The organism is Streptomyces sp. NRRL WC-3742 (assembly GCF_000720635.1).
Classification (GTDB): Bacteria; Actinomycetota; Actinomycetes; order Streptomycetales; family Streptomycetaceae; genus Kitasatospora.
In genome coordinates this window covers 135,831-160,562 of sequence record NZ_JOCF01000010.1, presented here as the reverse complement: position 1 = coordinate 160,562, position 24,732 = coordinate 135,831, and the positions used below count along the sequence as shown (strand labels likewise).

The 24,732-nt window shown below is 69.4% G+C and carries 24 protein-coding genes; 13 read left to right on the top strand and 11 right to left on the bottom strand.

Annotated features, from left to right (window positions below; translation table 11 throughout):
- Positions 1-78 precede the first annotated feature (78 nt).
- The 3 genes from IH61_RS0109005 to IH61_RS0108995 are packed head-to-tail and all read left to right on the top strand — an operon-like array spanning position 79 to position 2,092.
- The gene (locus IH61_RS0109005; RefSeq protein ID WP_051836617.1) at positions 79-357 is read left to right on the top strand and encodes a multiubiquitin domain-containing protein; all 279 of its coding nucleotides are present in this window, start codon (positions 79-81) and stop codon (positions 355-357) included.
- A complete protein-coding gene (locus IH61_RS0109000; RefSeq protein ID WP_031067563.1) occupies positions 354-740 on the top strand; it encodes a hypothetical protein in 387 nt (128 codons plus the stop codon). The genes IH61_RS0109005 and IH61_RS0109000 overlap by 4 nt, the downstream gene beginning before the upstream one ends.
- Before the next feature lie 11 nt (positions 741-751).
- Entirely contained in the window at positions 752-2,092 is a 1,341-nt protein-coding gene (locus tag IH61_RS0108995) for a ThiF family adenylyltransferase (RefSeq protein WP_031067560.1), read from the top strand.
- Between the two features lie 384 nt (positions 2,093-2,476).
- On the opposite strand, the gene IH61_RS0108990 is transcribed toward IH61_RS0108995, so the two are convergent.
- The 3 genes from IH61_RS0108990 to IH61_RS0108980 form a co-directional block, all read right to left on the bottom strand.
- A complete protein-coding gene (locus tag IH61_RS0108990; protein ID WP_051836615.1) occupies positions 2,477-3,721 on the bottom strand; it encodes a tyrosine-type recombinase/integrase in 1,245 nt (414 codons plus the stop codon).
- 14 nt (positions 3,722-3,735) lie between these two features.
- Complete coding sequence (locus IH61_RS0108985) at positions 3,736-3,945, bottom strand: helix-turn-helix domain-containing protein (RefSeq protein WP_234327090.1); 210 nt, start codon at positions 3,943-3,945, stop codon at positions 3,736-3,738.
- 543 nt (positions 3,946-4,488) lie between these two features.
- Positions 4,489-5,010 carry a helix-turn-helix domain-containing protein gene (locus IH61_RS0108980; protein ID WP_031067551.1) on the bottom strand — a complete coding sequence of 174 codons (522 nt, stop codon included), beginning with the start codon at positions 5,008-5,010 and terminating at the stop codon, positions 4,489-4,491.
- A gap of 594 nt (positions 5,011-5,604) precedes the next feature.
- Between IH61_RS0108980 and IH61_RS0108975 the strand changes: the two genes are divergently transcribed.
- From IH61_RS0108975 to IH61_RS44330, 5 genes are all read left to right on the top strand, one after another.
- The gene (locus tag IH61_RS0108975) at positions 5,605-6,729 is read left to right on the top strand and encodes a DUF3631 domain-containing protein (protein ID WP_420713869.1); all 1,125 of its coding nucleotides are present in this window, start codon (positions 5,605-5,607) and stop codon (positions 6,727-6,729) included.
- Between the two features lie 455 nt (positions 6,730-7,184).
- Entirely contained in the window at positions 7,185-7,988 is an 804-nt protein-coding gene (locus tag IH61_RS48350; protein WP_234327089.1) for a DUF2637 domain-containing protein, read from the top strand.
- Between the two features lie 250 nt (positions 7,989-8,238).
- Entirely contained in the window at positions 8,239-9,129 is an 891-nt protein-coding gene (locus IH61_RS0108960) for a hypothetical protein (protein WP_158844818.1), read from the top strand.
- Entirely contained in the window at positions 9,119-10,870 is a 1,752-nt protein-coding gene (locus tag IH61_RS0108955; RefSeq protein WP_031067545.1) for a relaxase/mobilization nuclease domain-containing protein, read from the top strand. Before IH61_RS0108960 ends, IH61_RS0108955 begins: the two co-directional genes overlap by 11 nt.
- 163 nt (positions 10,871-11,033) lie before the next feature.
- Positions 11,034-11,492 (top strand): hypothetical protein, encoded by a 459-nt coding sequence (locus tag IH61_RS44330; RefSeq protein ID WP_234327088.1) that lies wholly within the window; start codon positions 11,034-11,036, stop codon positions 11,490-11,492.
- Here IH61_RS44330 and IH61_RS0108945 read toward each other — a convergent pair.
- A complete protein-coding gene (locus IH61_RS0108945; protein WP_234327087.1) occupies positions 11,465-11,938 on the bottom strand; it encodes an NUDIX domain-containing protein in 474 nt (157 codons plus the stop codon). The genes IH61_RS44330 and IH61_RS0108945 overlap by 28 nt on opposite strands.
- An 88-nt stretch (positions 11,939-12,026) precedes the next feature.
- Positions 12,027-12,944: an FkbM family methyltransferase gene (locus IH61_RS0108940; protein ID WP_031067536.1), complete on the bottom strand. Its 918-nt coding sequence runs from the start codon at positions 12,942-12,944 to the stop codon at positions 12,027-12,029.
- A gap of 103 nt (positions 12,945-13,047) precedes the next feature.
- On the opposite strand from IH61_RS0108940, the gene IH61_RS0108935 reads away from it, so the two are divergent.
- Complete coding sequence (locus IH61_RS0108935; protein ID WP_031067534.1) at positions 13,048-13,548, top strand: AAA family ATPase; 501 nt, start codon at positions 13,048-13,050, stop codon at positions 13,546-13,548.
- Here the strand turns inward: IH61_RS0108935 and IH61_RS0108930 are convergent.
- The 4 genes from IH61_RS0108930 to IH61_RS0108915 are packed head-to-tail and all read right to left on the bottom strand — an operon-like array spanning position 13,506 to position 17,480.
- A complete protein-coding gene (locus tag IH61_RS0108930; RefSeq protein WP_037971999.1) occupies positions 13,506-14,396 on the bottom strand; it encodes a glycosyltransferase family 2 protein in 891 nt (296 codons plus the stop codon). The two genes, IH61_RS0108935 and IH61_RS0108930, sit on opposite strands and share 43 nt — an antisense overlap.
- Positions 14,393-15,628, bottom strand: a complete 1,236-nt coding sequence (locus IH61_RS0108925; protein ID WP_037971996.1) for a glycosyltransferase — start codon at positions 15,626-15,628, stop codon at positions 14,393-14,395. The genes IH61_RS0108930 and IH61_RS0108925 overlap by 4 nt, the downstream gene beginning before the upstream one ends.
- Positions 15,625-16,329 carry a hypothetical protein gene (locus tag IH61_RS0108920; RefSeq protein ID WP_031067526.1) on the bottom strand — a complete coding sequence of 235 codons (705 nt, stop codon included), beginning with the start codon at positions 16,327-16,329 and terminating at the stop codon, positions 15,625-15,627. The genes IH61_RS0108925 and IH61_RS0108920 overlap by 4 nt, the downstream gene beginning before the upstream one ends.
- Entirely contained in the window at positions 16,326-17,480 is a 1,155-nt protein-coding gene (locus IH61_RS0108915) for a vegetative cell wall protein (RefSeq protein ID WP_031067523.1), read from the bottom strand. Before IH61_RS0108915 ends, IH61_RS0108920 begins: the two co-directional genes overlap by 4 nt.
- 165 nt (positions 17,481-17,645) lie before the next feature.
- Between IH61_RS0108915 and IH61_RS47690 the strand changes: the two genes are divergently transcribed.
- From IH61_RS47690 to IH61_RS0108900, 3 genes are all read left to right on the top strand, one after another.
- On the top strand, positions 17,646-18,596 hold the full coding sequence (locus IH61_RS47690) for a helix-turn-helix domain-containing protein (RefSeq protein ID WP_234327086.1): 951 nt from the start codon (positions 17,646-17,648) through the stop codon (positions 18,594-18,596).
- Positions 18,593-19,162: a peptide deformylase gene (locus IH61_RS47685; RefSeq protein WP_199823287.1), complete on the top strand. Its 570-nt coding sequence runs from the start codon at positions 18,593-18,595 to the stop codon at positions 19,160-19,162. The genes IH61_RS47690 and IH61_RS47685 overlap by 4 nt, the downstream gene beginning before the upstream one ends.
- A gap of 231 nt (positions 19,163-19,393) precedes the next feature.
- Positions 19,394-20,032 (top strand): hypothetical protein, encoded by a 639-nt coding sequence (locus IH61_RS0108900; protein WP_031067514.1) that lies wholly within the window; start codon positions 19,394-19,396, stop codon positions 20,030-20,032.
- A 208-nt stretch (positions 20,033-20,240) separates the two neighbouring features.
- On the opposite strand, the gene IH61_RS46845 is transcribed toward IH61_RS0108900, so the two are convergent.
- Positions 20,241-22,385: a hypothetical protein gene (locus IH61_RS46845; protein WP_158844815.1), complete on the bottom strand. Its 2,145-nt coding sequence runs from the start codon at positions 22,383-22,385 to the stop codon at positions 20,241-20,243.
- A gap of 194 nt (positions 22,386-22,579) precedes the next feature.
- On the opposite strand from IH61_RS46845, the gene IH61_RS47680 reads away from it, so the two are divergent.
- Complete coding sequence (locus tag IH61_RS47680; RefSeq protein WP_063763165.1) at positions 22,580-23,251, top strand: DUF6009 family protein; 672 nt, start codon at positions 22,580-22,582, stop codon at positions 23,249-23,251.
- Between the two features lie 384 nt (positions 23,252-23,635).
- On the opposite strand, the gene IH61_RS0108890 is transcribed toward IH61_RS47680, so the two are convergent.
- Complete coding sequence (locus IH61_RS0108890; protein WP_031067509.1) at positions 23,636-24,625, bottom strand: helix-turn-helix transcriptional regulator; 990 nt, start codon at positions 24,623-24,625, stop codon at positions 23,636-23,638.
- Positions 24,626-24,732: the final 107 nt, after the last annotated feature.

The following is a 24,732-nucleotide window of genomic DNA, read 5'->3' as shown; positions in this document are numbered from 1 at the left end:
ACTGCATCTCGACGCATCCATGCCGGGTGCCCGAGCAGTCCCAGGAACGACACCATCAAGATCGGAAAGAGGTGCCCGATGGAAACCCCCATCGACACGACCACCAAGACGGCCCCCCACCAGCACGTCAGCGTCACCGTGAAGGTCAACAACCAGGACGTAACGCTGCCGGACCGCGAGGTGACCGGCCTGGAGATCAAGCAGGCCGCGATCTCGCAGGGCCTGCCGATCGACGTGGGCTTCCAGCTCTCGGTCAAGCGCATCCATGGCCGGTACGAGGTCGTGGACGACGAGGAGCCGATCCGCGTCCACACCCACCAGGAGTTCCTCGCCGTACCGCCGGACGACAACTCGTGACCTCCCCGACTCCGGCAATCGCCGAAGCCGTCGAAGCCGTCCGAGCCCACTTCGCCGGTCATCCGGTCGAGGTGGTCCCGGACGGCTCCGGCGGGGTCTACGTCATCGTGGAGCAGGTCGAGATCGGAGCGGCCTACGTGCCGTCGACTACCTGGCTTGGCTTCCAGATCAGCGCGGCGTACCCGGACGCCGATGTCTACCCGCACTACGTCGGCCCGCTCGCTCGAACAGATGGCGGAGCCCACGGGCAGGCCATCCAGTCGGTCACGTGGCAGGACAGGACGGCCCTGCAGATCTCCAGGCGCTCGAACCGCCGCGACCCGAACATCGACAGCGCCGCACTCAAGGCCGAGAGGATTCGCAAGTGGCTCGCCGACCAGTGAACCCGCCCGCCATGGGCTGGAGCCTCACCATCCCGCCCAAGATCTGGGATCGTCTGTCTGATCACGTTCTGGGGTCCGCCGCCCGCGGCGCTGTCCTTCTCGCCGGCCTCGCCGACGGACCGCGCGGACCCCGGCTACTCGCCCGCGAGCTGATCCTCGCCGACGAGGGAACGGACTATGTCCCCGGCGAGTTCGGCCACCGGGCTCTCGCTCCGACCTTCGTCCGCGACGCGGTGATCAGGGCCCGGGACGAGGGACTGGCATACATCGCTGTTCACGCCCACCTCGGACTCGACCACGTGGGCTTCTCCGAGATCGACCTGGCCAGCCACGAGCGCGGCTACCCAAGCCTCGGCCAGATCAGCGGCCAGGTGGTCGGAGCGCTCGTACTCACCGACCATGCCGCAGCCGGAGATCTCTGGCTGCCCGACGGCCGCCGGGAAGAGCTAGCAGAGACGATCGTCCCGACCGGGAACCTGCTGCGGCTGCGCTCCCAGCCGGCCGCGGAAGGGTGCCCGGACTCCCTGCACGACCGCCAGGCACGCCTCCTCGGCGACCTGGGCCAGGAGACGCTTCGTCGGTTGCGCGTCGCCGTCGTGGGACTCGGCGGTGTCGGCAGCATCCTCGTCGAGGAACTCGCCCGGCTGGGCGTGGGTGAGCTCGTACTGATCGACGACGAGGCCGTTGAGAAGACGAACCTTCCCCGGCTCGTGGCTTCTGAGCTCGGGGACATCGGGCGGCTCAAGACCGAGCTCGCCGCGCGCAACGCCCGGCGCGCCAACCCGGACGTCCACCTGACCGAGATCGCCCAGCGTGTGGAGCGTCCGGAGTCGCTCGAGGAGCTCGTTCGCTGTGACTGGATCTTCCTGGCCGCCGACGGTGACGCTGCCCGCCATTGGGTGAACGCCGCCGTTCAGCAGTACCTCGTCCCGGCCACCCAGGTCGGAGTCAAGGTTCCGCTGACCCCTCAGGGGGAGGTGGGACAGATCCACACCGCCACTCGCCTCGTGCTGCCCGGCTCGGGATGCCTGTGGTGCAACCGGCTCATCGATCCGACCCGCTTGGCCATCGACATGCACCCCGCCGAGGAACGCGAGGCAGCGCAGTACATTCCCGGGGTCCCCGCACCGAGCGTGATCACCCTGAACACGCTCGCGGCCGCGGAGGCGGTCAACCACTTCGTACTCTCGGTGGTCGGCCTCCACGACGAGGAGGGTGACCACGCCTCGGTCATCCACCGACCTCGAACGCGCCAGCGCGATCTTCAGAATCCTCGTCAGGGTCAGAACTGCCGCTGGTGCACATCGAGCGGGCAGCTCGGGCTCGGACGGCGGGGAAGCACGCCGCTCTGAGCGGCAGCACGATCGAGTTCCAATGGTTAGGCCACTCGGAGGCGTTCCAGCAGTTCGGGAACGCCTCCGACCCGTTGGTAGGGCCTGAAGGCGGGAGCGAGTTCGCGGACTTGGGTGACGCAGCATTCGGCGCCGATGCGTGTGACGAGGTCGAGGAATTCGATGGTGACGACGAGGGCCTGGTTCGGTGTCGTTGGACTGCAGAAATGCCTTGCCCTGGTAAGTGAGGAAGATGCCGCAGGTCTTGTCGCCGGTGCCGGGCAGGAGGGCCATGCCTGACGCTCTCGCCTGACCAGGACGCCGCCGTTCACTCGCGCCGAGGGCCCGACCGCATCGCAGTCGGGCCCTCGGGCATCAGGTCAGATGATCTGAGCCGACGCTCGCTCAGGCCGCGTCTTCGTCAGGCTCCTCCGGGCCAGATCCGACGTCACCCCACAGAGCCGCGCCGATCTTCTTGCCGACGTCGTTCAGCATCGGCTCGGTGACGTGCTGGTAGCGCTGGGCCATCGAGGTCGAGGACCAGCCCATGATCGCCATCACGATCCGCTCCGGCACGCCGAGCAGGAGGAGGACGGTCGAGGCGGTGTGGCGGGCGTCGTGGAGGCGGCCGTCACGGATGCCGGCCTCGCGCAGGAGTCGCTTCCAGTGGTGGTAGTCGGTGCTGGGGTTGAGCGGCTCGCCGGTCTCCGAGGTGAAGACGTAGCCCTTGTCCGTCCAGAGGTCGCGCGCGAGGGCCCGCTCGCGGTCCTGCTCCTCCTTGTGCAGCCGGAGGATCGCAACGAGCTGCTCGGGCAGCGGCACCGCGCGTCGCCCGGCTCGGGACTTGGTGTCCTTGGTCTCGCGCCGGATCGGCTCCTTCTTCGGGCAGAAGCCGGGCTTGCGCCCGCAGCGGTCGCCGCAGCCGTGCCGGTACTTGGGCCGCAGTCGGCCGCGCTTGACCCAGGCGACGCCTCGGGCGAAGTCGACGTCCTTCCACTGGAGCCCGAGCACCTCGCCCTGACGGAGGCCGAGGGCAAGCGCGAAGATCCAGCGGGCGGAGTTGCGGCGCTTGCGCGCCGTGTCCATGAGCGCCTGGACCTCCTCGATCTCGAACGGCTCGACTTCCTCCTCTTCGAGCTTCGGGGCCTTGGCGATCGTGGCCACGTTGCGGGTGAGGTGGTCGCGCCGCAGGGCCTCGCCGAGGGCGACACGGATGGTGCGGTGGGCCTGGTGGGCGGTACCGGCGGCACTGCCGGCGGCCCGCATCTTCTTGTAGAAGCGCTCCAGGTGCTCGGGTTCCAGCTTCTCCAGGCGGTGCGCGCCGAGGCCGGGGACGAGGTGCACTCGGACGGCGACCTCGTATCCGGCGTATGTGTTCTCGCTGACGGTGCCCGGCACGATCTCCTTGATCCAGTGGGTCAGCCACTTGCCGACCGTCCACTTCTGGCCGGCCTTGGGCACGGTGCCGTTGTCGCGCAGCTTCTCCAGCTTGCGGACCTTGGTCGTGACCTCGGGGCGGGTCTTGGCGCTGACGTGACGGCGGTCGGGGGTGCCGTCGTCCTTGACGCCGACCGTGACGCGGCCGTGCCAGCGGCCGTCACTGCCCTGGTAGATCGAGGAGTCGCCGTTGGGCTTGCGGGTGTTCGCCATTCGGTTTCCCCCGCTCAGGCCGCGAGCGCGACGGTCGAAGGGGTGGCCTGCGCACGGGCGGCCACGTACTCCTTGAGCGCCTCGGCGGGCACTCGGCGGAGACGGCCGATCGTCACGGACGGGACTTCGCCGGAGGCGACCAAGGCGTACATGGTCGTCCGGCCGACGCCGAGACGACGGGCGGCTTCCTCCACAGTGAGGGCGACGAGCGTCGGGTCCGGCACCTCCGTGCCGCAGCTGGCGACGAGGGCAAGGAGCTGGTGCTCCGTGAGGCCGATTGCGCCGGCAAGGCGCGCGAGAGACAGAGGCGTTTCAGGCATAGGTGTTCCTCCCAGCGGCGCGGGGCAACGCGCCGCCGTGGCGACTGTTGGGATGGGCGGTGGATTGGCGGGTTGCCGGGCGGCCCTCGACGTTCGTAGCGCCGGGGGTCGGGCAGCGGATAGGTGGTGGGCAGGGCGGGCACGCTACGGCGGTCTCGGCTCGGAACCTAAAACGATCTCGGTCGCATGGGCCGGGTCGAGCGTTTTAGGTCGCGAGCCGGGTCGCGGCGATGATGCTCCGCGAGGCCGTCGATCCCCGAGCTGGCGCGGCCCTCAGCGTTCGTAGCGCCGGGGGTCGGGCAGCGGGATGGTGGGCGGGACGGGCACACTACGGCGGCCCCGGCCGGAAACGAAAAAAGATCTTGGGCGCGTGCGCCAGTCCGACCTTTTTAGGTTTCCGGCCGGATCGCGGCAATGATGCCCAGGCGGCGAGCCGAGCGGGCTCGCTTACCGGTCAGCCGAGGGATCCTTGCGGAGCGGGTCCCACTGGGAGTTGGGGGCCGGGTACCACGTGGGCTCGGCACCGGAGGGCCCGAGGTCGATGCCTTGGGCTTCGAGCCGTTCGGCGATCTCCTCGTAAGTGCGCAAGGCCTCGTCGTACCGGGCCTTGGCGGCCTGTTCGAGGTCGTGGGCGGTTCTCCACTCCTGCTCGGCCTTCTCGACGGCGAAGCCTGCTTCCTGCAGCTCGTAGTCCGGTTCGTCCGGGCCAGCCACGGCTTCGGTCATGAAGTTCGATGGCGGGACACTGAGTGCCTTGGCCAGGCCGATCACCTCGTCGAAGCGGACCGGGCGGGTTCCGTTCTCGATCTTGGCGACCTGGGTCTGGTGGAACTTGAAGCCGAGCCGGGTCATGCGTTCGGCCACATCCTCCTGGGAGAGGCGGGCGGCCTTGCGCAAGACCTTCAGGTTGTGGGCCACGAGGGCCTCGCCCTCCAGGGCCTTGTACCGATGCACCATGGGGTTGACCATACCAACCTCCTTCCGATTGCGAGCAGGCGCGACGCAACGACAGGAGCGACTGTAGCAGCATGGAATTCCCAACCGCCAAGCGGTTGAGCGGACCTTCACAACACCTCCACGAATCAGTCCGGCCAGCACAAATGCCGAGAGAGGTTGAGGTAGTCATGCGCGAATCGCTTGACAGTGGCCCGACGTCCCGCTACGTTCGATCATGACAGCATGAAATTACCAACCGAGAGGAGGTTGAGCCGGGCCGGGCGCCAGCCCGAATGCCCCCAGGAAAACGCGAAGCCCCCGGCGCTACGAACACCGGGGGCTGATCGAAAACCTCGCCACCGCCCATCCCAGGACAGTCGACCTACGGCGGACCGGGTTGCCCCCCGGAGCCGCCGAGTGAGGATCTCCATGACCGAGGTTACTGCCTCCCAGCCCCACGCCACACCCCTCGCAGCGGACAAGCCCGCTGTCGCATGGCCGCCCGTGGCCAAGGCCGGCGAGCCCGGCACCTACCTGCCCGCCCAGCAGGCCCTCGCGTCCACAGCCTGTGGACGCGACGCCGAGGCGGCGCCTGCCGAGCCCACCGTCCCGGACGGGACCGACCTGATGCCCGACACCGAGGCGACCGAGGGCGCCGACCTGCTCGCGCAGCTGAGGGCCCAGATCGCGAAGTTCGTGATCCTTCCCTCCGGCCAGGCCCTGGACGCCACCACGTTGTGGGTCGCGGCGACCCATCTGCAGTGCTCGTGGCAGCACGCCCCGCGCCTGGCCGTGGTCGGCCCGGCCAAACGCTGCGGCAAGTCCCGCCTGCTCGACGTGCTCGCCGAGACGGTCCATCAGCCGATGCTGACGGTGAACTCTTCTCCGGCCGCCATCTTCCGCACGATCAGCGAGGAGCCGCCCACCCTGCTGGTGGACGAGGCGGACACGATCTTCGGCAGTCCGAAGGCGGCGGAGAAGAACGAGGAGATGCGCGGCCTGCTCAACGCCGGGCACCAGCGCGACCGCTACGTGTTGCGGGTCGTCGGCAACGACCACACCCCGCGCAAGTTCCCCACCTTCGCCATGGCGGCAATCGCCGGCATCGGCGACCTCCCCGACACGATCATGGACCGCTCGATCGTGATCCGCATGCGCCGCCGAGCCGAGGGCGAGCGCGTCGCCCCGTACCGCACCCAGCGGGACCGGCCCGCCCTGCACGCGATCCGGGACAAGATCGCCCGCTGGGCGGCACCGCTCGCTGACCGGGCCCTGCGCCTGGAGCCCGCCATGCCGGTCGAGGACCGCGCCGCCGACACCTGGGAACCCCTGGTGATCATCGCCGACCTCGCCGGAGGACCCTGGCCTCGCCTGGCCCGGCAGGCGTGCAAGCGGATGGTCGACGCCGAGGTCCAGACCGAGGAGGACAATCCCGGCGGCGCGCGGATCCTCGCGGACATCCGGCGGATCTTCCACACCGCTGGTGAGCCGGACAGCATCGCCACCGACCAACTGCTGTTCACCCTCAACGGCGACCCCGAGGCCCCCTGGGCCGAGACCAGCCGAGGCGGGCTGACCCCGCGCGGCCTCGGCGCGATGCTCCGCGAGTTCGGCATCTCCTCTGGCAACGTCCGCATGCCCGATGGAACCCAGCGCAAGGGCTACCTGCGCAACAAGTTCCTCGACGCCTGGCGGCGCTACTGCCCCGCAGTCCACCCCGTGAACGCCACCGCAGCGGGCAGCAGAGGCTGACCACCCTCAAATGCCGTCCCTGCCGTCCCAGCCGTAACACCGCAGGTCACCACACCTGCCACCAAGACGGAACGGCACCCCAAGACGGCAACGCCATCCGCACCAAGACGGATCAGGCCTACGCCAAGACGGCAGCGTCTACTCCCACCAGCGGCCCGCCGCCGCCCCCGTCCGGGGCGCGAGCGGCGGGCCCTGGCCGGGACGGGAAACACATCCGTCTTGTGCCGTCCCAGCCGTCCCTGCCGTAAAACCGCAGGTCACATCCCATGACGCCGGGACGGATACGAGCCCAAAGACGGATAACGCACCGTCCCAGACCCCGATACCGCCGCGTCTACGGCACCACCCGGGCAGCCGAACCCGCCCCAGCCCACAGACCGTCCCACAGCCCCAAGACGGCAAAGACGGCAATCCCACAAACCACCATCGCCCGACCCGCGAGGACCACCTTCCGCATGACCGCCACCACCCCAACGCGGCGTCTGCCCCGCCCGGACGCCGTCCTCATACAGGCCGCCATCGCAGGCGCCCTGTCCTTCGCCCACCTCCACGACATCGCCGAAGCCGCCGGACAACACGGCTGGAAAGCCTGGGCCTACCCCGTCTCGGTCGACCTGCTGCTCGTCGCCGCCTGGCAGCGCATGCGGACCCTGCGCACCACCGGACGTCCCGCCGGCACCGCCTGGACCTGGTTCGCCATCGCCCTTACCGCCTCCCTCGGCGCGAACGTCGCCACCGCCGGCCTCCTCAACCTCGACCACGTCCCCGCCTGGCTGCGGATCCTCGTCGCCGGATGGCCCGCCCTCGCCTTCTTCGGCGGCACCCTCCTCGCCCACAACACCACCGCGACCGCGACCGCCATCGACCTGAAGCGCGCCGAGGGCGAACTCCCGCTCCGTGAAAACCCCGAACCTGAACCGGCAGCCGAGTCCGCACCACTGACGGACGCGGACCAGTACGACCTACCCACCGACGAACCGGTGCTCGAGCCCGACGACGACGTCCAGCCCGACAGCCGGGAACCGGAGGTGGGCACCAAGCGCACCGGCCGCAAGCCCGCCGCCTCGATGGACGAGCTGGCCGAGATCGTCCGGCCCGCCGTCCAGGAGCATGGCCCCACCCAGTCCGTGATCAGGACAGTCCTGCGCGAAGCCGACATACCCATCGCCAGCGACCGCCTCGGCAAGCTGACCCAGCGCTTCAAGGACGAACAGGCCAGCCAGCAGGCCGACGCGCAAGCCAGCGCCTCGGCGGCCTGACGCCCCCGCCGCTCGCCCGAGCACCGGCCCGCTTCCGGACCGGGCGAGCGGCCCCTCACCGACGCTGACCGACGCTCACCGGAACTCCCCCAGCGCCCATCCGGAGACCCCGGAAGTCCTGAACCGGCGACGTCTACACCGGAACTCCGGCACCGCCAAACCCCTCTTCCACCGGACCATCACCCCGCATCCGGCGAACACCCCACCAACCGACAACCACCTGCCCCGACAGAAGAACCGGAAGATCCCCGTGCCCGACCAGCAGCACCACCTCGACCCTGCATTCGCCTCGCCCGAGCAGGACGCCCAGCAACGCGGAGCCGGTAGCGGCAAGCCCGGCCGTGGCGGCATACTCGCCCGCGTCAAGCAGGCCCTGCCCTGGACCAGCCACGGTCACGACAACGACGGAGCAAGCTGGGGCAAAGTCCACAACGCCGTTGGCGCCGCGGACTTTGCGCTTGACCCCGCCCCAGGGGTGGCGGGGCAGGACCGGCGCGAGGGCGCGCCGGACCAGGAGGTCGCGACCGAGGGCGGCCACGACCAGGACCAGCTTCCCGAGCACGATGCCGAGCCGCGCAGCGACATCGACGCCGAGCGTGCCGACGCCGCCGACCGCGTCGTGCGTGAAGCGCCGACCGTCACCGCCGCCGAGTTCATCCATGAGCGCGTTCCGGTTCTCGACCGCTTCGTACTTCCGGTGGACGACACTTCGCTTCCGCTGGCGGTGCGGATGTACCGGCCGCGTTCCGGAACCAAGCGCGATGACCAGGTGACCTGCTCGGTGGAACCGGCCGAGAAGGAGCTGCTCGACTTCGTCGCCAAGAAGCTCAAGCGCTCGCGCTCCTCCTTCCTGGCGGATTCCGCCATGAGCGTGGCCCTGGCGTACCTGAGGACCGGCCGCCGCGACGCCTTCGTCCCCATGCCCGACTACGAGGCCGTCACCCTCCTCACCGAAGCGGTCGGTACCCACCAGCGGGCGATCGACCGGGCCGGCAACAACCTCAACCAGCTCATGGTCGAGATCTACCGGGGCGAGATCCCGGAGCGCGCCATGAAGACCCTGGACGCCCTTCACGCCTGCGCGATCGAGGCCCGTCACGCCTACCAGCGCGTCCTTCCGGGAGGCCGCCGTGGTGCCTGACGTCTCCACCGGCTCGCGCACCCGCGGCCTGCTCTCCTACCTCTTCGGCCCCGGCCGGCGCGACGAGCACACCGACCCGCACATCGTCGCCGCGTTCGCCATGCCCGGCCTGCCCGACCCCGGCCGAGCACCCCTCGACCAGCACCACGCCCTCCTCGACGAGCTCGCCGACTACCTCGACCAACCCGTGCGCGCACGCGAGAGGCGCGTCGGCACGAAGGCGCCGCAGCAGGTGTGGCACTGCCCCGTCCGCACCGCGCCCGGCGACCGGTACCTCACCGACGCCGAGTGGGCCGAGGTCGCCCGCCGCATCGTCCACGCCACTGGCATCGCGCCCGATGGCGACGACAAGGGCTGCCGGTGGATCGCCGTACGTCACGCCGACGACCACATCCACATCATGGCCACCACCGTCCGCGAGGACGGCCGCCGGCCCCGCAACAAGCGCGACGGCCAACGCGCCCAAGCCGAGTGCCGCAGGATCGAGAAGGAACTCGGCCTGCGCCAGCTCAACTCCGGCGACCACACCGCCGCCCCGATGCCCACCAGCGCCGAGCAGGCCAAGGCCCAGCGCACCGGTCACCAGCAGACCGCCAAGGAATGGCTGCAGGAACAGGCCCAAGCCGTCGCCGCCGCCGTCCGCGACGAGCAGGAGTACTTCTCCACCCTCACCGCCCTCGGCATCGAGGTCCGCTACCGCATCGGACCCGAGAGCGGCGACGTCATCGGCTACAGCCTCGCCCGCCCTGGCGACGTCAACGCCCAAGGCGAACCCGTCTACTTCGGCGGCTCCAAGCTCTCCCCCGACCTGTCCATCAACCGCCTGCGCGAACGCCTCGCCGCCCAGCAGCCCACCACGCCCGCACGGGGCATGGCCGAACCGGACCGCTGGCGACAGGCCGAGACCACCCTGCGGGAGACCGCCCGCTTCGCCTACCAGGACCAACACCACCCCGACGTGCCCGACATCGACGCGTTCGACACCGTCGTCCAGGCCCAGGCCGCCGCTTTCGGCGAACTCCTCCACACCGCCGCCCTCACCGCACCCGCCCACACCCGCGCCGAACTGCGAGCCGCCGCCACCGCGTTCAACCGCGCCACCCGATCCAAGGTCCGTGCCGAACACCAGCAGGCCGCAGCCCTCCGCACCGCCGCCAAGCAACTCCTGCACACCGCCGGCTCCGGCGAGGACGGCGCCACCGCCGCCGCCCTGCTGTCCACCGCCGTCTTCGTCGTGATCGCCATTGCCCGCTGGCACCAGACCCGAGGCCACCAGCAGCAAGCCCACGCCGCCCAGCAGTCCCTCGTCCACCTGCGAACCGCCTACCGGCAGACGGCCGAGCCGGTCATCGCCGACCTCACCCGCCGCACCCCCACCCCCAAGACCACCGACCGCCTCGCCGCCCAGGTCCACGCCGCCGTCCCCGACCACGCCCAGCGCATCCTCGCCGACCCGTCCTGGCCTGCCCTGGCCACCGCGCTCGCCCAGGCGGAATCCTCAGGCCAACCACCCCGCCGAGCCCTCACCGAGGCCGCCCAACAACGGGAGCTCACCACCGCCGACCGACCCGCCGAAGTCCTCCTCTGGCGCCTGCGCAACGCCACCAGCGACCGCATCGATCAGCGCACCCAGGCCGCACGCGCCCGCACCGGCAGCCGCACCACCCCGACGCCCACACCCACAACACCCGCTGTGCCGACCGGCACCAGGGCCGCCAACGACCCCACCCGCCGACGCTGACCCGACCGGAAACACCCGATGCCTCGAGCCCCGCCCACCCAGCCACAGGAACGCCCGTGCGCACAGATGTCGCTTCGATGTCTTCTTCGGCGGCCGGGAACCATCCCGGCCGCCGTGCGTCTTGTGTGCTTGCCAACCGTCACCCGCCATCGAAGGGCACCACTTGACCAACCCCAGCACCGACCACGACGGCCACCACAGAGCCGTCATCCGTGCCGTCCCCCACGCCGACGAACTCGACGCCCGTGGCATCCCCATCACCTGCCTGAACTGCTGTGCCCGCCGGGACTGGCTCCTCCTCAACGTCCGCCACCAGGTCTTCGTCCGCTGCCGCTGCGCGGCCGAATGGCACGAGCCCGACCTCACCCGCGCCTACTTCGACCTGCACTTCACCGCCCCGGAACACGAGTGGGACGAGTGGGACGACTACAACAAGCGCCATGCGGGCACTCGCCTTCGACGGCCTGCTCGCCGGCACCACCTGGGACTAGACCAACAGCTCTACGGGCGGCTACCCGCTGGGTGGCCGCCCGTAGAGCGTCGGTCAGGCAGAGGTTCCGGTACTGGCAACCGCCCTTGCGCCCCGCCCGCCTATCACGCCGTGGTGGTCGACCATCCGTAGCGGGAGAAGGAGGGACCTCCCCTCCGGTACGCGGCCAGGGCCTGCGCGGAGGTCGGGAACGCCGGCTCGGGGAGCCGGTCCGCGCTGACCCACTGGGCGGCCAGGTGCTTGTCCGGCTCGGTGTTGGTCAGCTCGCCGGTACAGGTATCGGTGGCGAAGACGAAGAGGACGAACGGTCCGGCCAGGTCCCAGCCCTGTTCGACGTGAATGACGTGGACGAGAAGGAGGTCTGCGGGGTCGACGAGCAGGCCGGTCTCCTCCTTGAGTTCGCGGGCGGCGGCCTCGTCGAGGGCTTCGCCGGGCTCGGCCTTGCCGCCTGGGACGGTCCAGGCCGGCTGCGGGGACCAGTTGCGGGCGGCGTAGAGCACGGCGGGGATCGTGTCGGTGACCTTGTCGTGGACGATCACGCAGACCGCGTTGCGGCTGTTCATCACGCTGGTGGTCACGGTGCCCACTCCTTGTTGAAGTGCCGGAGGATGTCGGTGGTCCAGGCGGGTAGCCGGGCTGGTTCCGCGGCCCGGACGGCGTGGGTGCTCAGCGCCTGAGCGTGAGGCGGTCGGCGTCGGTGCGGGAGAAGACCAGGTCGGTCATCTGCTCCGGGGTCTCGGTGCACCGGACGGGCGGCTGTGGGCGGCGCATGGTCCGGGGGTAGGTGGCCGGGTCGTAGTCGTTGGTGAGGGTGTAGGCGTGGAAGCCGTGCTCGCGCAGGGTGTCGATGATGCCGGCGGCGCTCTCGCCCTGCTTGGCCAGGAGCCTGGGGGTGACTTCCACGACCAGCTCGATGTCCTCGCGCAGGTGCGGGAGCGCGGGCAGCAGTCCCCTGACCGCCGCCGCCTCGGCGCCCTCGACGTCGATCTTGATGACCCGGGCGGTGGAGAGTTCAGCCTGACTGAGCAGTTCGGCGAGCGGCGCGGTCGGCACGTGGAAGGTCATGTGGACGTGGCGGGGCCGGACGGCGGTGGTGTGGCCGAGGTTGGCCGGGTCCTCCAGGTAGAGGACCAGCGTGCCGGTGGTGTCGGAGGCGGCCGAGCGGACGGTGCGGATGTTGGCTCGGTGGTTGGTGGTGGCCGCGGTGGTGAGGTCGTCGTGGAACTGTGGGGTGGGCTCGATGGCTACGACTCGGCCGTGCGGGCCGACAGCGTGGGAGGCCAGGAGGCTGAACGCGCCGCGGTGGGCTCCGACGTCGATGAAGGTGTCCCCGGGCCGCAGGCGGTCGCGCAGGAAGGTGCTTAGGTTCGGCTCCCACTCGCCGAAGAGGTACTGGTACCTCTGGATGACGTCGCTGGTGGTGACGGTGACCAGGTCACCTGAGAGCAGCCGGGCCGTGGTGTGGAGGGGACGGGTTCGCAGATGATCGTCGAGGAAACGGTCGATGAGCTGGGCCTTGCCGACTGTTCCGGGCGCGTGGCGGACGTAGGCCCGCAGCAGGCGGGCGAGGGCGGAGGCGGGCACGCGTGTACTCCTTCGGGTGGCGGAGGGTGCGGAACGCAGTTCCCGGAGCCGGCGTGGTGGCAGACTTGCCGGTGAACGCTGTTGGTGGTGAGGAGAGTTGGCAGTGGGCGAGAGCAGTCCGGTGGTGTTCCTGCTGGTGGGCCTCACCGGTTCGGGGAAGACGACCTATGCCCAGCGGGAGCTGGAGCCTCGGGGTGCGGTGCGGCTGTCGGTGGACGAGGTCGTCCACGAGCGGCACGGCCGGTACGGCGTGGACTATCCGGAGAACGCCTACTTCGAGAAGGAGGCGCCGGTCGTCGACGAGCTGCACTCCCGGCTGGTCGAGCTGGTCGCCGAGGGCCGGGACGTGGTGTGGGACCACGGGCTGTGGCCGCGCAAGGACCGCGACGACATGAAGGAGCTGGTGGAGGCCGCCGGCGGTCGGTGGCGGCTGCTGTACTTCCCCGTCGAGCGGAACGAGCTGCTGCGCAGGCTGGCCGAGCGCAACCAGCGCGGGGACGCGAACGCACTGATCGTGACCCCTGAGGCTCTGGACGACTTCTTCGCCCGCTTCGAGGCGCCTCAGGACGAGGGCGAGGAGATCGTGGAGCCGGGCTGGCTCTGACGAGGCGGGCGCCAGGCGGCGTGAATCTGGGCGGCTTCGGCGGCCCAGTCGTCGGGCAGGCGGTCGAGGGTGACGTGGCGGAAGGCCAGGCGGTGGTCGGAGACGTCGATGCGGCCGTGGTGGCGGTCGATGTGCTGCAGCAGGCGGGTGGCCTCGGTCCGGACGGCCGGGGTGTGCTCGGTCCAGGTACCGGAGGCGAAGTGGTCGACCCGGCGGCGCAGGTCGTCCAGGACGCCGGAGCGCCACTTGAAGTGGTGGACGCACGCGAGAGTGTGAGGGTCGGGCTTACGGCCGGGGGCGCGGTGGTTGCCGGAGGCGACCGTGACGTCCGAGAGCGCGAGGACGATCTTGCGGGGGTCACCCTGGAGGAGGCGGTGGGTGAGGTGGCCGCCGAGCGGGAAGGCGCGGTCGAGTCCGGTCTCGGGGCGCCAGAGAGCGAGTCGGCCGTCAGCGGTTACGCGGTCGAGCATCAAGCCGCCCACCACCGCCCGGCCGTTCTCTTCGGCTACCTCGGTGACCTCGGCGAGCGGGGCCGGGTAGGTGTGGAACTCGTCGGAGTCGGCGAGCAGGTGCCAACCGGGGCCGGCCTGCTCGCGTAGCTGGTCGCGCAGTTCGGTGTTGGTGTGCTCGTGCCACGGACCGGTGCTGACCTGGCCTGTGGGGAGGCCGAGGTTCTGGGCCGTGTCGAGCAGTTGGCGGCGCCAGGCGTCGTGGACGTTACCGGAAAAATGAAAGGCGAGGTGGAAGCGCTCGACGCCGAGCACGCGGTAGTGGGCGGTCCACGCGGCCAGCAGGGCCGGTTCGACCGGGCCGATCACGGCGACCAGGGCGGGGGAGGCGGGCGTCATCGGTACTCCTTGACCAGGTCGGTGTAGATGTCGGTGAGGTAGGCGGCCTGCTCGGAGGCCGGGAGCATGTCCAGCACCGCCGGGGCCCGCATCCCCGGCCGGGCGGGCGGCCCGTCCGCCAGCTGGTCCAGGGTCTTGGCGAGGGCGTCCGGGTCGCCGGCCGAGAAGAGCTGGGCCCAGGGCTGTCCGGCCAGCTGCTCGGTCAGGTCCGGGTCGTGCCCGGAGATGATCAGCGGCACCCCGAGCCGGGCGGCGTCCATGACCAGTCCCGACTCCTTGCCGGTCCCGGGACGCCGTGCCACCAGGGCTGCATCGGCGGCGGCGTAGACGAGCCGAAGGACGTCTTCGCCGACCGGGCCGGGCACGGTGTGGACTCGGACGAGGGGCAGGCGGTGCCAGCGTTCGAGTACCGCGTCGTCCAGCGGGGTGCCGCAGACCAGAACGTGCAGCGGCTCGGTGATGCGGGCCAGGGCGGCGTCGACGGTGGCGAGGTCCTTGTACGGCCACCAGCCGCCGACCAGGCACACGGCCGTCGCACCAGTGGGAATGGTGAAGGCAGAGCGGGCGACGTCGCGTTCGGCCTCAGTCAGGCGCCGACCGTCGTCGACCGCGAACGCCCGCACCCGGGCGGGCAGGTGGGGGAAGCGCCGCTGGAGCTGGTCGCGGACGGCGGTGGTCGGGTAGAGCGCGACCACGCGCTTCTCGCCCCGCACGGCGAGTCGGCCCAGCCAGCGGAGCGGCCGGTCCTCGGTGGTGACGAGCTCGTGGATGAACCGCAGGTGTCGGCCGCCGCCGAGCAGGGCGGCCACGCCGTGCAGGGCCTCGCTCGCGCTGAGGATCAGCACCGCCCCAGGCTGCGCGGCGAGGCGGCGGGCGGTGCGAAGGCAGGCGGCTTCGGTCAGGCAGCGGGCGATGAGGGTGGCCTGGTGCGGCAGTCGGCGGAGCGGCAGCGGCCAGCGCCGTGAGCGGAAGGCCCGCCGGCCGGCGGTCGAGACGCCTTCCGCCGCGCGTGCTGCGACCAGCAGGGCCTTCGCCGCCGGGCCCACCGGTCCGGCGGCAATGCAGGCGCCGGACCGCAGTAGTGGGCCGGGGCCGTCGGCGATCCCCTGCGGGGTGATGACTACGGCACCCGGGCGGGCGGCAGCGAGCGCGGTCAGGGTGCGCTGGTGGTGCCCGCCACCGAGGTGGGCGTACGGCTCGATCAGGACGAGCGGCCCGGTCCTGGCGCTCATCCGGCGATCACCTGCTCGCCGTGCAGCGCGGTGAAGTGCCGGTGCAGCCAGGTTGGGTCGTTGAGCGCCTCGAACCGCTTGGGGTCGCGGGCCGCCAGGTGGGCGAAGTCGCACCCGTCGCGGGCACCGGCAGCCGCGTAGTGGGCGAAGTCGCCATCCTGGCTGGCTGTCCAGGCCAGGATGCGTTCCTGGGCGGAGGTGTCGGTCATGCCGTACTCGCTGCCGCGCGCGAGCATCGCGCACTCGCGGAAGCCCGCCTTCCAGGCATGGAACGGGGTCTGGTTGAACAACGTGGTGCCGGCGCTGTGTTCGCTGAACTCGACGCGTCCGGGCAGCGCGGCCAGCACGTCGACGGCCTGGCCCATCTCCCGTAGCGCGCTGGTGCGGATCAGCTTGAGGCCGCCGTAGCCGTAGGTGAGGCCGTTGACCGGGTTGACGGCCCGCCAGACCCGCATGGACACCCCCTCGGCCAGCGGCTGCACCGTGGCCGCGGGGAAGGCGGGGTCGATGGCGAAGTCTCCGTCGGCGAGGAAGAACTGGTCGGTGTCGACCAGTTCGGCGGTCAGCCGGTAGGCGCGGCGCATCCCGCGGACTCCGTGCAGGCGCTTGACGTTGCCGCCCAGCACCCGGGCGAGGCGGGTGTGCAGGGAGTCGGCCAGCGGCTCGTCGTAGGAGAGCTGGACCGTGTCGAAGCCGCTCACTTGATCGCCTCCAGGTAGCGGGCAGCCACCGCGGCGGGCGCGAGGTCGGCGGTGGAGGCGTACGCACGCTTGGCGTGCAGCAGATAGAACTCCGGGTCCGTGGCCAGCCGTCCGGCGATCTGGGCGGCCTGATCGTCGGTGTCGAACAGCAGCTCGGGGTCGATGTGCTCGGCCAGCCAACCGGTGCGCGGGCCGATCACGGGCAGGCCCATCGCCTGGCAGTCGATCACCGACATGGACCAGGGGCAGCCGGGCCGAAACGGCGCGATGCCGAAGTGGGCGTCGGCCAGCAGGTTGCGGTAGCGGATGCGGTCGCCGCGGTCGGAGGCGACGGTGACGCCATCGACAGCGGCCAGCTCTTCCAGGTGCCGCTCGGGGCTGGGGTCCAGGCGGATCCGCTCGGGACTGCGGGTGCCGAACAGGTCCATCACGGTGAGCCGAACCGGGGCCTCGGCGACGAGGTGGCGGGCGAGCTGGGTGAAGCGGGCGGTGCCGTAGTGGGCGTACAGGCGGTGGTTGTAGATACCGGTGGCGCTCCCTTCCGGCGGGGTGACGTCGGCCGGGTCGCGCACCAGGCGCACGTCCCTGGGGGCGGGGACCACGTGCAGTTTCTCGCCGAGCTCCACGCTGGTGCGGGCGGCGGCCGCGCTGGTCCAGGAGGCGGCGGTGGAGGAGTGGACCAGGATGCGATCGCAGGCCGCGAGGCCAGCGGCGAAGGCCAGCAGCACGCTGCGGCCCAAACCGCCGTCGTCCATCGCCGGGTCCAGCTCCAGCTTGCCGGTGTCGGTGAAGGAGAACGGCAGGTAGTGGCAGTAGCCGGCGATCCGCGCGTCCACCCCGGCTTCCAGCAGTGCGGCCCGGATCGCCGGGGCGGCCTCGATCTGGTTGGCGACGACCACCTCGGGCCGGTGGCGGCGGAACAGCCGCACCATCGCGCCCATGCCCGGATCGAACCGGGCCCGGTACTTGGTGGCCGGGGAGGCGGTCCGGGTGAAGTGCACGCGCTCGTCGCCGGCCGGGACGGGGGAGGCCATGGTCACCTCCACCCCGGCATCCGTCAGGGCCGGGGCGAGTAGGTCGGCGAAGGTGAAGCCGGAGTCGGCAGTCAGTCGGCTGGAGTTGGAGACGTTGAGCAGGTAGAGCAGGCGCATCGCGTGTGACCCTCCTTCTCGGAGCCCGGGGTTCGACCCGGGTCGGTAAAAGAAGGAAACTGGCGATCAGGGCCGTGACAGAATGATGAATCGGGATCACTCACGGTTCATTCATCTCATCCGGCAGCCAGGGCGGGGGCTTTGATGGACGCGCGGGACGAGGTCTTGACGGTTGAGCAGGCCGCCGAGGCGTTCGCGGCGGAGGTCGCCCACTGGCGTGAGGTGCGGGGCCTGTCCAAGCGGAAGTTGGCCATCAAGATGGGCTTCGACCCGTCGTACGTGAGCCATGTGGAGTCCGGCCGGCACAAGCCCACCGAGGACTTCGCCCGCCGGGCCGAGGAGACCCTGAACGCGGGCAAGGCCCTGTGGAAGCGCTGGCTGGACTACGAGGCGGCCAGGAACCGGACGGCACCGGGCGCCGCCCTGCCGCCGCCCCGCCGAGCAGAGCAGCCGTACGCGTCCGGCTCGGCGATCATCGTCGAGCACGACGCCGCCCGCCTGGACTTCGACGGCTCCAGCTACCGGCTGACGATGCGCCGGCTGCTGCGGAACACCGGCAGCGAGCCGATCACCCGCTACCTGATCCGCATCAGCGTGGACCGCTACCCCGGCGAGCCGGAGCGCTCCAACGCGCACTACCGCGAGCACCCGCTGACCTGGGACGAACTCGCGCTGACCGCGACCTGCCGCGGGGAGGCGATGCGCTGGCAGGCCAAGCACGACCGCGACGCGTTCAAGGAGGTCTGGCTGCTCTTCGAGAACGAGCAGGGCCGCTTCCCGCTGTACCCAGGCGAGTCGGTATGGATCGAGTACGCCTACTCGGTCGGCGAGGAGAAGTGGGGCCGCTGGTTCCAGCGCGCGGTCCGCCTCCCCACCGAGCACCTGGAAGTCGAACTCGCCTTCCCAGTCGACCTCGACCCAGCGGTGTGGGGTACCGAGACATCGATGACCGCTGAGGCGGTGCCGCTGCGGACCGCCCCGATCCGGCGTGAGGAGGGCGGTCTGCGGGTCTTCTCCTGGAGCACGTCCACGCCCGCCCTCCATGCCCGGTACCGTCTGGAATGGCGTTTCCGGGCCCGACCCGAACGCGACACAACCCAAGGGGAGTTCAGGTGATCCAGGTGCGGCCCAGCGAGCAGATGCGTGACCTCGGCGTCGTCCAGGAGGGCGCGCCCGTCCTCGCCGAGCCCGCCCGACCGTTCGACCTGCCCACCGAGCGCGAGGCCGCCGAGCAGGTCGTCGAGAAGCTGTTCACCGCGATGGAGCGCATCGGCCAGGTCCACCCCTTCGCCAAGGGCATGGGCATCGCGGCACCGCAGATCGGGATCGGCCGGGCCGCCGCCATCGTCCAGCCCGCTTCCCCGGGCGCTCCGGCGATCGTCCTGCTGAACCCGCGGATCACCAATCGCTCCGACGAGGCGGACGAGCAGTTCGAGGGCTGCCTGTCGTTCTTCGACGTTCGCGGCTTGGTCCCCCGGCCGCTGCAGATCACCGTGGAGACCACCACCCTGGACGGCCAGGTGACCACCACCACCTACGAACGCGGACTCGCCCGCCTGATCCACCACGAGATCGACCACCTCGATGGCCTGCTCTACACCGCACGCATGGCTGCCGGCGTCGAGCCCATCCCGGTCGAGCAGTACCGGCAAACCGGGCGGGCATGGGCCTACGAGCAGTAGACGAATACCGGGTCAAGATCCGGCGGCAACGCTGAGCATCCACCTGACCCCAGTTCCCCCCGACGTACGCCCATCGAGGCACTGGCCGTTGCCTGCCAAAGCTGAGGAGTCTCAATGAGTGAACCAGAGCTCGGCGGCCTACCTGCGGGTCCAACGCCCGGTACGACCGCCGAGGCCATGGCGGGAAAGCGATGGCGGATCGGTCGCAAGCCGCAGACCGCAGATGACTGGATGACTGAGTACACGCACCTTGAGGAGCTCCTCACGGTTGCGTATACCGAGCGTGTGCAAATCAAAGATCGCGCAGCTCAGTTCCTGCTCGGTCGAATTCCGGAGACTCAGGAAGAGGTCGCCGCCGAGACCAAGCTGCGTGAGACGGAGCGCCGGTGGGAGGTCGAACGCGAGGACCGAAAGCACCGCGCAGACCTCGAGTCGCGTGAGACGGAGCGCCGGTGGGAGGTCGAGCTCGAAGACCGCAAACACCGCGCAGACCTCCAGTCGCGTGAGACGGAGCGCCGGTGGGAGGTCGAGCTCGAAGACCGCAAACACCGCGCAGACCTCGTACACCAACACGTCTCAGTAACACGCCGCGCCGAAGGCATTCGCGGATGGGCACTCGTGGCGGTGGTCGTGGCCATCGTGGTCTCCCCGTGGGTGGCCATGATTGCCAACGTCCCCGCTAACAACTTCAGCATGTACATGGTTCCGGTTACCGGGATCGCTGGCACGATCATCGGGTACTGGTTCGGCCAGGGGGACCGTCTACGGCCGGCGACTCTGGAAGCCCTCCCCCAACCGCCGCCTCTGGATCTCCCCGCCACCAAGTTCCAAGAGGGCAGTGCAACCGCAAGACAGGGCGTCCCGCAGTGACCACCCACCTGGCCGTGAGGCAAGCTCATCGATCGATCGAGCGTCGTCCTTGGCAACGCCCGTAGTGAGCACTTCAATGACATCGAGGCCAGCGCCGATCTCACCGCCGTCAGCCGCGCCCCAGGTGCCACTCGTTGAGGCGCATCGTCAACACCGGTGCACCAAAGCCCGCGCCGGTGCACCGCCCGCCAAGGCGATGTGTGGGTGCCTACCAACAACAGGCGCCGAACTCGTAGTGCTCCACCCCGGCATAGACGGTTACCACGCCGTCGTCGCGCACTTCGCCCCATGGGCGGTTTGGTAGCGCGATGTCGAAAGCGCTCGCACCGCAGCCCTCACAGCAGTCAAAGGTGTCCTGCCAGGCTGTCACATCTACGTCGGTGCGGGGGTTTCGCATCACGTGGATATCGTGACCGCTGCACTCATCATTCGGACAAGGCTCGCCGTGGCCGCAATCTGAGGTGCCACACGGACAGGGGCCTTCGCATTCCGCCGGCTCCCAATCCTGGGTAGCCATCGCGCGCTCTCGAAGCATCTCCTGATCTGCTGTCAAGACTGTTAGGGACGCCACGACGTCATGTCGGGATTGTCCAGTTGCTGCTTGGACAGCATCGGTCAGCGCAACCACATCCGTCAGATCAGGATCAACGCCCACTAGCCATACGTTCGGCGAGTCCGAGATATTGTCTCCGTTGCGGTAAAGCCGAGCGAAGAATGAACGAGTACCTGTGTCATATCCCCAATCACTGCCCTTGTCCCATCCGGGAAGCGGGAGGGCGAGACTGAAATCGCTGACAATCCGCTGCCCTGGCAGGACATAAAGTGCCGTCCTGCGATGCCAGTCGCAATGCGCAAGGTCACCGCGAACGACAGTCACGCACTTGTCATCCAGAGCCGGGTTCCCTCGACAACGCCGCTTGGCCCGATGGTCCCGGCAATACGCCCCTGTGGCCGGGATCAGTTGATCACACTCCCTTTCCCTCAGGTCTCCCGGCGCCATACAGCGTTGCCGATGCGCAGCTACTGGATGGCGATTGACTGCAGCACCTTCGGCCCTCTGCTGCTCGATCTCCCGGTGAATACGGGCGACGCTCTCATTGCGGGCCATTCCATCCAGCCTGTAGACCGTTCCTCTCGTCGTCAGCAGATTCGTGAAGGCAGCCGGCGTGAGCTGCGGCTCCAGCAGCAGCCGCAGACCCTCCTCACCAAGCACGTATTCGACCGATTCGCGCGACTTCCGAGCACGGCGAAGACGCCGGCTGGTGATTAGCTCAAGCCATAGCTCCAGCATCAGTTCACAGTCATCAGAAACGGGCTGGAAAAACCAGTCTTCTTCCGCGTCGTAGAACGTCTTGATTCCGCGATGCGCCTCTGTTCGGGACTCCTTCTTTGCCCGGTCGCGCAACCCCTGGGCATGCGCCAAGTCGGTGAGCCCAAGATTGGCGGCGCGGGGAAGTCCGCCGGTCACCACCTGCCTAGCGGCATACAGCGTGTCAACTGTCTTCGCAACCAGCCGTCCCACGTCCACCCGGTCGGCATAGGTCCGCAGGCATCGATAGTCTCCGTCGAAGAGGTTATGCCCGATGATCAGGTCTACTTCATCGGCCGCAGCATTGAGACCTGACAAATTCCGATCCCGAAACGTGTGAAACGCCACTTGTCGCCAGATCTCACGCCCGGGCATGTCAGCGGCTTCCTGTCGCTCGACCACCAGAAGTCCCACGACGTCAATATCCCAGCGTTCAGGAAGTCGCTGACCCGTTACCCGCGCATAGTCCACGTCAAGTACGCCAACCTTGCGAGGCCCTCCTGGAGGCAGCTGCTTTACCGGGGGCGTGCTATAACTGGGCGCGCAACCTCCGTAACGGTTTGCGTCCACGATGCTCGGATCCGGCGCCACAATGGGAGTCCAAGTCTCCATGACTTCCGCGCTCGCGTACTCGGTGTCCGCCCTGCCATGTGTACACACCGAGTGCGCCACGCAAAAAGCAAATCCCCTGCGGCGCAGATCCAAACCTCCCTCATCGTCGGCTAGTTGACTCTCAGAGAACACCCAGATGTAGATCGGAACTGCCAGGTCAGATCGCAAGTACCACCCTGCTTGGAGCGGCGCACGGGGAGAATCGACCTGCGGACGGAAATCAGACGAATATCCGTCGGGAGCTTGCGCCGTGAACTTCAGAAGCGGCTGACCGGCTTCCAGTGCGGCGTCGATCAGCGCTTGGAAGCCCCAGCCGCGTGAGGGCACTCGCGGGCCCCCGAGCGTGATCGTCGAGGGCCGCTGCTCGCGTGGGGGAACCGTGCCTGTCCGCCGAGCACGCGATGGCGGCTTCTTCTTCCGCTTCTTCGGCATACAGCGGACGCTAGCTGACCGCACTGACAGCGGGCATGAGCGCGTGGCCAAGAGTCGCCTGGCCCTGCCTCGTTGGCTCTCTCGCCGAACCCGTTCCGAGCACAGTCGACTTGGCAACGAGACAGGCAGTCCGGACGGTTCACACCCGCAGGCTGAGGGCAGGCTCTGCCACGGTCCACTCGGGAGGAGAATGCATGAACAGGGACCCAGATCTCATCCGTCACGAGGACGGCATCGTCTGGACCGAGAGCATCGGCAACCTCGACTACGTGCGTGAATACCTGGAGGTCGCAGCCAGCACCCGTCGCGGCCCTGTCCGTTGGAACGGGCATGGCCGGCGGGTGGGGTACTCGGTGCTCAAACCGGACGCGCCTGCAGGCGAAGCGCCTTTTCGGTTCGCTCGTCGTGTCTTCTGGATCAAGGAGCATGACCGCTCAGAGCACCCCGATGGCGTGTACAAGGACTGCGCCCCATCCGAAGGCGTAGATCCCCGCACCGTCGCCGCCGGAGTGTGGGGTGAACTCACCGAGCGCGCTTGGGGAGGACCGCTGCCAACCGCCAGCACGCGATCGGCCCGCACCTCCACGTCCGGCCCTCAACAGAACTTGATCAAGGTCGGCGAGTCGCTGGCGAGCGGCACTGCGTTCATCGGGGTGGCGCCGACCAAGCGAGGTCTCGTCGACATCTACATCGACTGCGCGAGCGGAAGCCAGCTCGGCGACGGCAGCCATGTGCTCTCGGAGCTACTCCCGCCCGACCAGGCGCGCGAGCTCCTCACCAAGATCATCAAGACGACCCCCTGGCTCCAGGAGGCCCTTGCACTCTCAGTGGTGGATGGGTGGCTCGCGGGCGACTTTCCGAAGTAGGCCCCTCGGCCGCTATGGGCTGCCCCAGCCGGTCGCCTGGTCTCAGTTTTGGTCTCATTCACCCCCGTCCAGCCGGGTTCAGCCGCCGCCCAGCGATTCTCTCCGCTGCAGGTCAGGACGGGTTTGAACCCCGGCGGACGGCGTTCGGGAGAATTGGAAAGCGTGTTGGGGGCAACCCCTCACGAGTTCGAATCTCGTATCCTCCGCACCCGCCCGCCAGGGCAGACGAAGGGTCCGGACCGCTCAGCGGTCCGGACCCTTCGTCGTTCCGTGGTTGCGATCGATCCTTCTCCGGTTGGTTCGGACCCCGCCGACGGCGTCCGAACACCACGGTGTTGTTCAGCGGGAACACCGAGCGCTCCCCGGGGAAGCCCCCGGTCGGGCTCAGAGCCAGCCGCGCTGGGCCGCCTTGAGGCCCGCCTCGAACCGGCTGGTGGCGTCCAGGCGCTCCATGAGGGCAGCCATCTGGCGGCGGACGGTTCGCAAGGAGACACCCAGACGCTTTCCGGCGGCCTCGTCGGTCAGGCCGGTCGCGAGGAGCTTCAGCAGCTCCTTCTCGGTGGGATTAAGTCCGGTGTCCGCCTCGCGCTGACGGTCCGCCCCGAGCGGGACGGCGGTGTCCCATGCCTGTTGGAACAGCGCGAGCAGCGCGGCCACGATCCCCTGCTCGCGCGTGCAGAGTGCACCGCGACGGGTGTCCGTGGGGTCGATCGGCAGGACGGCGACCTTTCGGTCGAACACCAGGATTCGAGGCGGCAGGACCGGGGCGGTCCGCACCTGTCCGCCGGCATCCGTCATCCACTGCGCATACGCGAGGGTGGCCGGGTCGTTGCGCACGCTGTCCTGATAGAGCGTCAGCAGGGTGACACCGCGCCCGAGCGCCTCCGCGTCGAGCGGCCTGGACGCGTCGAGGCTTTCCTGGGACCGGCCACCTCCGGGCATCACTGCCAGGCATTCGCCCTGCAGCTCCTTGGCCAAGACCCTCAGCTTCGCCTGGATCGCCTCCACCCCCACCAGTCGCTCCGAGCCGCGGACGGCGGCGGCTTCCGGTCGCAGTTTGGCGCAGTCGGCCACCGCGCGGGCCATCGCCGTCTTCTGCGACGCCAGTTCGTGCTGACGACGGGCGAGTTCCTCCTCCTGTCGAAGGAGCATCAGTTCCAGTGCGACCGGGGGCTCGACCACGCGCAGCCCGGTCGGGTGGAAGAGGGACTCGCGCGCGATCGTGAGATCGGCGAGTTCGTCGAGCGCCTCGCGCACCGTGCTCTCCGGCAGGGTCAGCTGCGCGCACAGCTCCGTGACTCCGGCGTCGGGGTCGCGGAGCATCTCCCGGTAGACGGCCTCGACGACCCGGTCCAACCCCAGCATTTCCAGCATGAAAGCGCCCCCGCTTGCCACTGAAGGATCGTTCCCCAGCTTCGCGAACGATCTTTCCAGCAAGGCGCAGCAGTGGCAACCGGGTCCGGCCCGGGCGCGGACTCCGG